The organism is Nocardioides sp. (assembly GCF_031422975.1).
Lineage (GTDB): Bacteria > Actinomycetota > Actinomycetes > Propionibacteriales > Nocardioidaceae > Nocardioides.
In genome coordinates this window covers 1-4696 of sequence record NZ_JANPEO010000361.1, presented here as the reverse complement: position 1 = coordinate 4696, position 4696 = coordinate 1, and the positions used below count along the sequence as shown (strand labels likewise).

The following is a 4696-nucleotide window of genomic DNA, read 5'->3' as shown; positions in this document are numbered from 1 at the left end:
CCCGGACCTGGGTGAGCGCTCCGGCCTCGAACCCCGCGGAGGCGCAACGGCTGGTCCAGTCGGTGCTGCTCGCGCAGGCCGTCCCCGCCGCCATCGAGGAGGAGTGGGAGCCCGACGCCGACGCCGGTGTCGTCAGCGTCCTGCTCGAGGGACGCGAGGACGGAGTCGCCGGTCGCGCTGCGACCGTCCGAGCGCTGCTCGGCGCGACGGCGACCGAGTCGGCCACCGACCAGCCCGCGGGCGGCGCGACCTACCCCTGGGACGTCACGGCCGCCGGCGACGATCGCGCGACTGCGTTCAAGCTGACCTTCGCGCTGTCGGGGCTGGCCGACGTGCTGCAGGCTGCCACCGAGACCGGCGTGCGGTTGCGCGGCTCGGCCGGAGCCGGGGTGGCGTACGCCGCGTTGCCTCCCGGTACGCCCGTGGACGTCGCGAGCAGCGCGCTGGACCGGCTCCGCCGTACCTGCACCCGACGCGGCGGCAGCGCCGTCGTCCTCGACGCACCGACGGATGTGAAGTCCGGCCTCGACGTGTGGGGACCGGTGCCCGCACTGGACCTGATGAGTCGCGTCAAGGACCAGTTCGACCCTGACCACCGGCTGGCGCCGGGACGCTTCGTGGGAGGCATCTGAATGACGGACTCGACCGAGCACGACAGCCGCGGCTCCCAGAGCGCGAGCCTGGGCGAGGTGGGCGGCATCATCGACCTCGGCTTGCCGGCCACCGGTGGTGCGTTCGACGAGCACAACCCGCCGGACGCCGCGCTGATCGGCGACTGCGTGCACTGCGGGTTCTGCCTGCCGACCTGCCCGACCTACGTCTTGTGGGGCGAGGAGATGGACAGCCCGCGCGGCCGGATCTACCTGATGAAGGAGGGTCTGGAGGGCGAGCCGATGAGCGACTCGATGGTGTCGCACTGGGACGCCTGCCTCGGCTGTATGGCGTGCGTGACGGCGTGCCCGTCCGGCGTGCAGTACGACACCCTCATCGAACAGACCCGCGCCCAGGTCGAGCGCAACCATGAGCGCTCCGCGCCGGACAAGGCGCTGCGCGGCCTGATCTTCGCAGTGTTCCCGCACCCCAAGCGGCTCCGGCTGCTGCGCGGGCCGCTGCGCGCGATGCAGGCCGTCGGGCTCGACAAGGCGATGCGGCGCACCGGAATGCTCGAGCGGTTGTCACCGCAGCTCGCCGCGATGGAGAGCCTCGCTCCGCGGCTGGGCCGGCCGGAGCCGCTTCCGCCCTACATCCACGCGACGGGGGAGCGTCGCGCCATCGTCGGCCTGCTCACCGGCTGCGTGCAGGGGGCGTTCTTCCCCGGGGTGAACTCCGCCACCGCCCGGGTGCTGCAGGCCGAGGGCCTGGACGTCGTGGTCCCCGCCTCGCAGGGTTGCTGCGGCGCCCTGTCGGTGCACAACGGCCGCGAGCGCGAGGCGCAGAAGTATGCGCGCCGGCTCGTCGACTCCTTCGAGTCCAGTGGCGTCGAGTACGTCGTCGTCAACGCGGCCGGCTGCGGCTCCACGATGAAGGAGTACGCCGAGCTGTTGGGCGACGACCCGGCGTACGCCGACCGGGCCCGGGCGTTCGCGCACAAGGTGCGCGACGTCTCGGAGATCCTCGACGAGCTCGGCGCCGTGGCGCCTCGGCACCCGCTGGACATGACGATCGCCTACCACGACGCCTGCCACCTGGCCCACGCCCAGGGCGTCCGCGCCCAGCCGCGCCGGTTGCTCGAGGCGATCCCCGCACTGTCGCTGAAGGAGATCGCCGAGCCGGAGCTGTGCTGTGGCTCCGCCGGCATCTACAACATCGTCAACCCCGAGCCGGCCCGCGAGCTCGGTGACCGCAAGGCGGCCAACATCGTCGCAACCGGGGCGCAGGTGCTCGTCACCGCCAACCCCGGCTGTCTGATGCAGGTCACCTCGGCCATCGAGAGGTCGGGTCACCCGATGGGGATGGCCCACACGATCGAGGTGCTGGACGCCTCGATCCGGGGTGCTCCTGTCAGCACGTTCGTCACCGCCTGATCCGTCCGTCCATCCACCTCTCTCGGGAGCTGAACCGTATGTTCCAGCAAGACCTCGAAGCCGTCGGTGGCTCGCTCGCGCTCAGCGCGCTGTGTGCCGCCATCCCTCTCATCACCCTCTTCGTGCTGCTCGGCGGCCTCCGCCTCAGGGCCTGGGTCGCAGGACTCATCTCGCTTGCCGTGTCGCTGGTCGTCGCGGTCGTGCTGTTCTCGATGCCCGTGGGTCAGGCGCTCTGGGCGGGCGCCGACGGCGCCCTGTTCGGGTTCTTCCCGATCCTGTGGATCGTGATCAACGCGATCTGGGTCTACAACCTGACCGTGGCCTCCGGCCACTTCGACGTGCTCCGCAGGTCCTTCGAGAAGGTCAGCCCCGACCAGCGGATCCAGGCGATCATCATCGCGTTCTGCTTCGGCGCGCTCCTCGAGGCGCTCGCCGGTTTTGGCACCCCGGTCGCGATCACGGTCGTCATGTTGATGGCGCTGGGCTTCCGGCCCATCAAGGCTGCCGTCGTGGCCCTGATCGCCAACACCGCGCCCGTGGCCTTCGGGGCGCTCGCCACGCCGATCGTCACCCTCGCCTCCGTCACCTCCGCCGTGAGCGACGACAGCCGGCTCACGGTCGACACCCTCGGCAGCATGGTCGGCAGGCAGACCCCGATCCTCGCGGTGATCGTCCCGCTGATCCTGGTCTTCGTCGTCGACGGACGTCGTGGTGTCCGTGCCACGTGGCTGCCGGCCCTCGTGTGCGGTGTGTCCTTCGGGCTGTCGCAGTTCGTGGCGGCCAACTACATCTCCGTGCCCCTGGCCGACATCCTGGCCGCGCTCGTCGCCGCCGCCTCCGTCGTCCTGCTCCTGCGTGTCTGGAAGCCGTCGGAGGTCCTGACCGCCGAGCAGGCCGGTGCGGAGGAGGACGCGCTGGACGCGAGCCGCTCGGAGGGGCACTCGCAGAAGCTCTCCGGACGCCGTGCCCCCCACGGCATCTCGACGGCTGTGACCGCCTCGACCGGTCGCGGTGCCGAGGGGATGGTGGCTGCGGTTGCCGACACGGACGTACCCCGCGACAGCGGCGTGGACGTCCTGAGGGCCTACGCCCCGTACCTGGTGATCATCGCCATCTTCTCCATCGTCAACATCCCGGCCGTGGTCGAATTCCTGGCCAAGGAGCCGTTCACCTACCTCATCACGTGGCCGGGTCTGGACATCACCAACCCGGCCGGTGACCCAGTGGCGACGGTGTTCAAGTTCAACTGGCTGCCCGCTGCCGGGACGCTGATGATCTTCGCCGGCCTCATCACGGCGCTGATCCTCAAGGTGTCGCCGGTCAAGGCCGCGAAGACGTACGTCGAGACCTACGTCGAGCTCAAGTCCGCGATCATCACCGTGATGGCCGTGCTTGCGCTCGCCTACGTGATGAACCTGTCCGGGCAGACCACCTCGCTCGGTGTCTGGCTGGCAGGGACCGGGAGTGCCTTCGCGATTCTCTCGCCGATCCTCGGGTGGATCGGCGTCGCGGTCACCGGGTCCGACACCTCGGCCAACGCGCTCTTCGGTGCCCTGCAGGTGCAGACGGCCACCAAGGCCGGCCTCGACCCGTTGCTCATGGCGTCCGCGAACACCTCGGGCGGGGTGCTCGGCAAGATGGTCAGCCCGCAAAACCTGGCTATCGCGGCGGCGGCCGTCGGAATGGCCGGTCGGGAGGGCGACATCTTCCGCAAGGTGATCGGCTGGAGCCTCGGCCTGCTGGTGCTGATGTGCATCCTCGTCGGCCTGCAGTCCACGCCCGTGCTCGACTGGATGGTTCCCTAGGGGTCAGCCCAGAGCGCCGCGGGCGGTCTTGTCGCAGTCCCGGGGCTCACGAGCGACATTCGTGCTGGGTGGTGGACGCTTGCCGTCTCCCACCCAGCCGACCTCGCCACGAAGGAGTCGCTAACGCCCTGCTGGCTGGGCGCGCTGATCCACCGGGGGCGTCAAACGCCAACTGCGTGATCTCGTCGATTCCGGCGGAGCATCAATTGGGCCGCTGCGCAAACGCACCAGATCAGTAGTACCAGGGGTAGGGCGACCAGTCCGGCTCGCGCTTCTCCAGGAACTGGTCGCGGCCCTCCTGCGCCTCGTCGGTCATGTAGGCCAGGCGCGTTGCCTCGCCGGCGAAGAGCTGCTGGCCGACCAGGCCGTCGTCGAGAAGGTTGAAGGAGTACTTCAGCATCCGTTGAGCGGTCGGCGACTTGCCGTTGATCTTGGCTCCCCAGTCCAGTGCGGTGGCCTCGAGGTCGGCGTGGTCCACCACGCGGTTGACAGCACCCATGCGGTGCATCGTCTCGGCGTCGTACTCCTCGGCCAGGAAGAAGATCTCGCGGGCGAACTTCTGCCCGACCTGTCGCGCGAGGTACGCCGATCCGTAGCCGCCGTCGAAGGATCCGACGTCGGCGTCGGTCTGCTTGAAGCGCGCGTGCTCACGGCTGGCGAGCGTGAGGTCGCAGACGACGTGCAGGCTGTGTCCTCCGCCGGCGGCCCAGCCCGGCACCACGCAGATGACGACCTTGGTCATGAAACGGATGAGTCGCTGGCATTCGAGGATGTGCAGACGGGCGAGCTTGGCGCGGTCGATCGGGTTGGGGGGCGCCGCCTCGTCGAGGTGGCCATCGGTCTCGTACTGGTAGCCCGCCTTGCCAC

At 69.7% G+C, this 4696-nt stretch carries 3 protein-coding genes and 1 pseudogene; 3 read left to right on the top strand and 1 reads right to left on the bottom strand.

Annotated features, from left to right (window positions below; genetic code table 11):
* From RMO85_RS10950 to RMO85_RS10940, 3 genes and pseudogenes are all read left to right on the top strand, one after another.
* A pseudogene (locus tag RMO85_RS10950) lies at positions 1–632 on the top strand (FAD-binding oxidoreductase); the annotation flags it as partial.
* Entirely contained in the window at positions 633–2024 is a 1392-nt protein-coding gene (gene glcF, locus RMO85_RS10945) for a glycolate oxidase subunit GlcF (RefSeq protein WP_310528756.1), read from the top strand.
* Between the two features lie 38 nt (positions 2025–2062).
* Positions 2063–3829, top strand: coding sequence for an L-lactate permease (locus tag RMO85_RS10940; protein WP_310528755.1), 1767 nt, complete (start codon positions 2063–2065; stop codon positions 3827–3829).
* A 232-nt stretch (positions 3830–4061) separates the two neighbouring features.
* Here the strand turns inward: RMO85_RS10940 and RMO85_RS10935 are convergent.
* Positions 4062–4696: 1,4-dihydroxy-2-naphthoyl-CoA synthase (locus RMO85_RS10935; RefSeq protein ID WP_310528754.1), on the bottom strand; the 635-nt coding region annotated here is incomplete at its 5' end.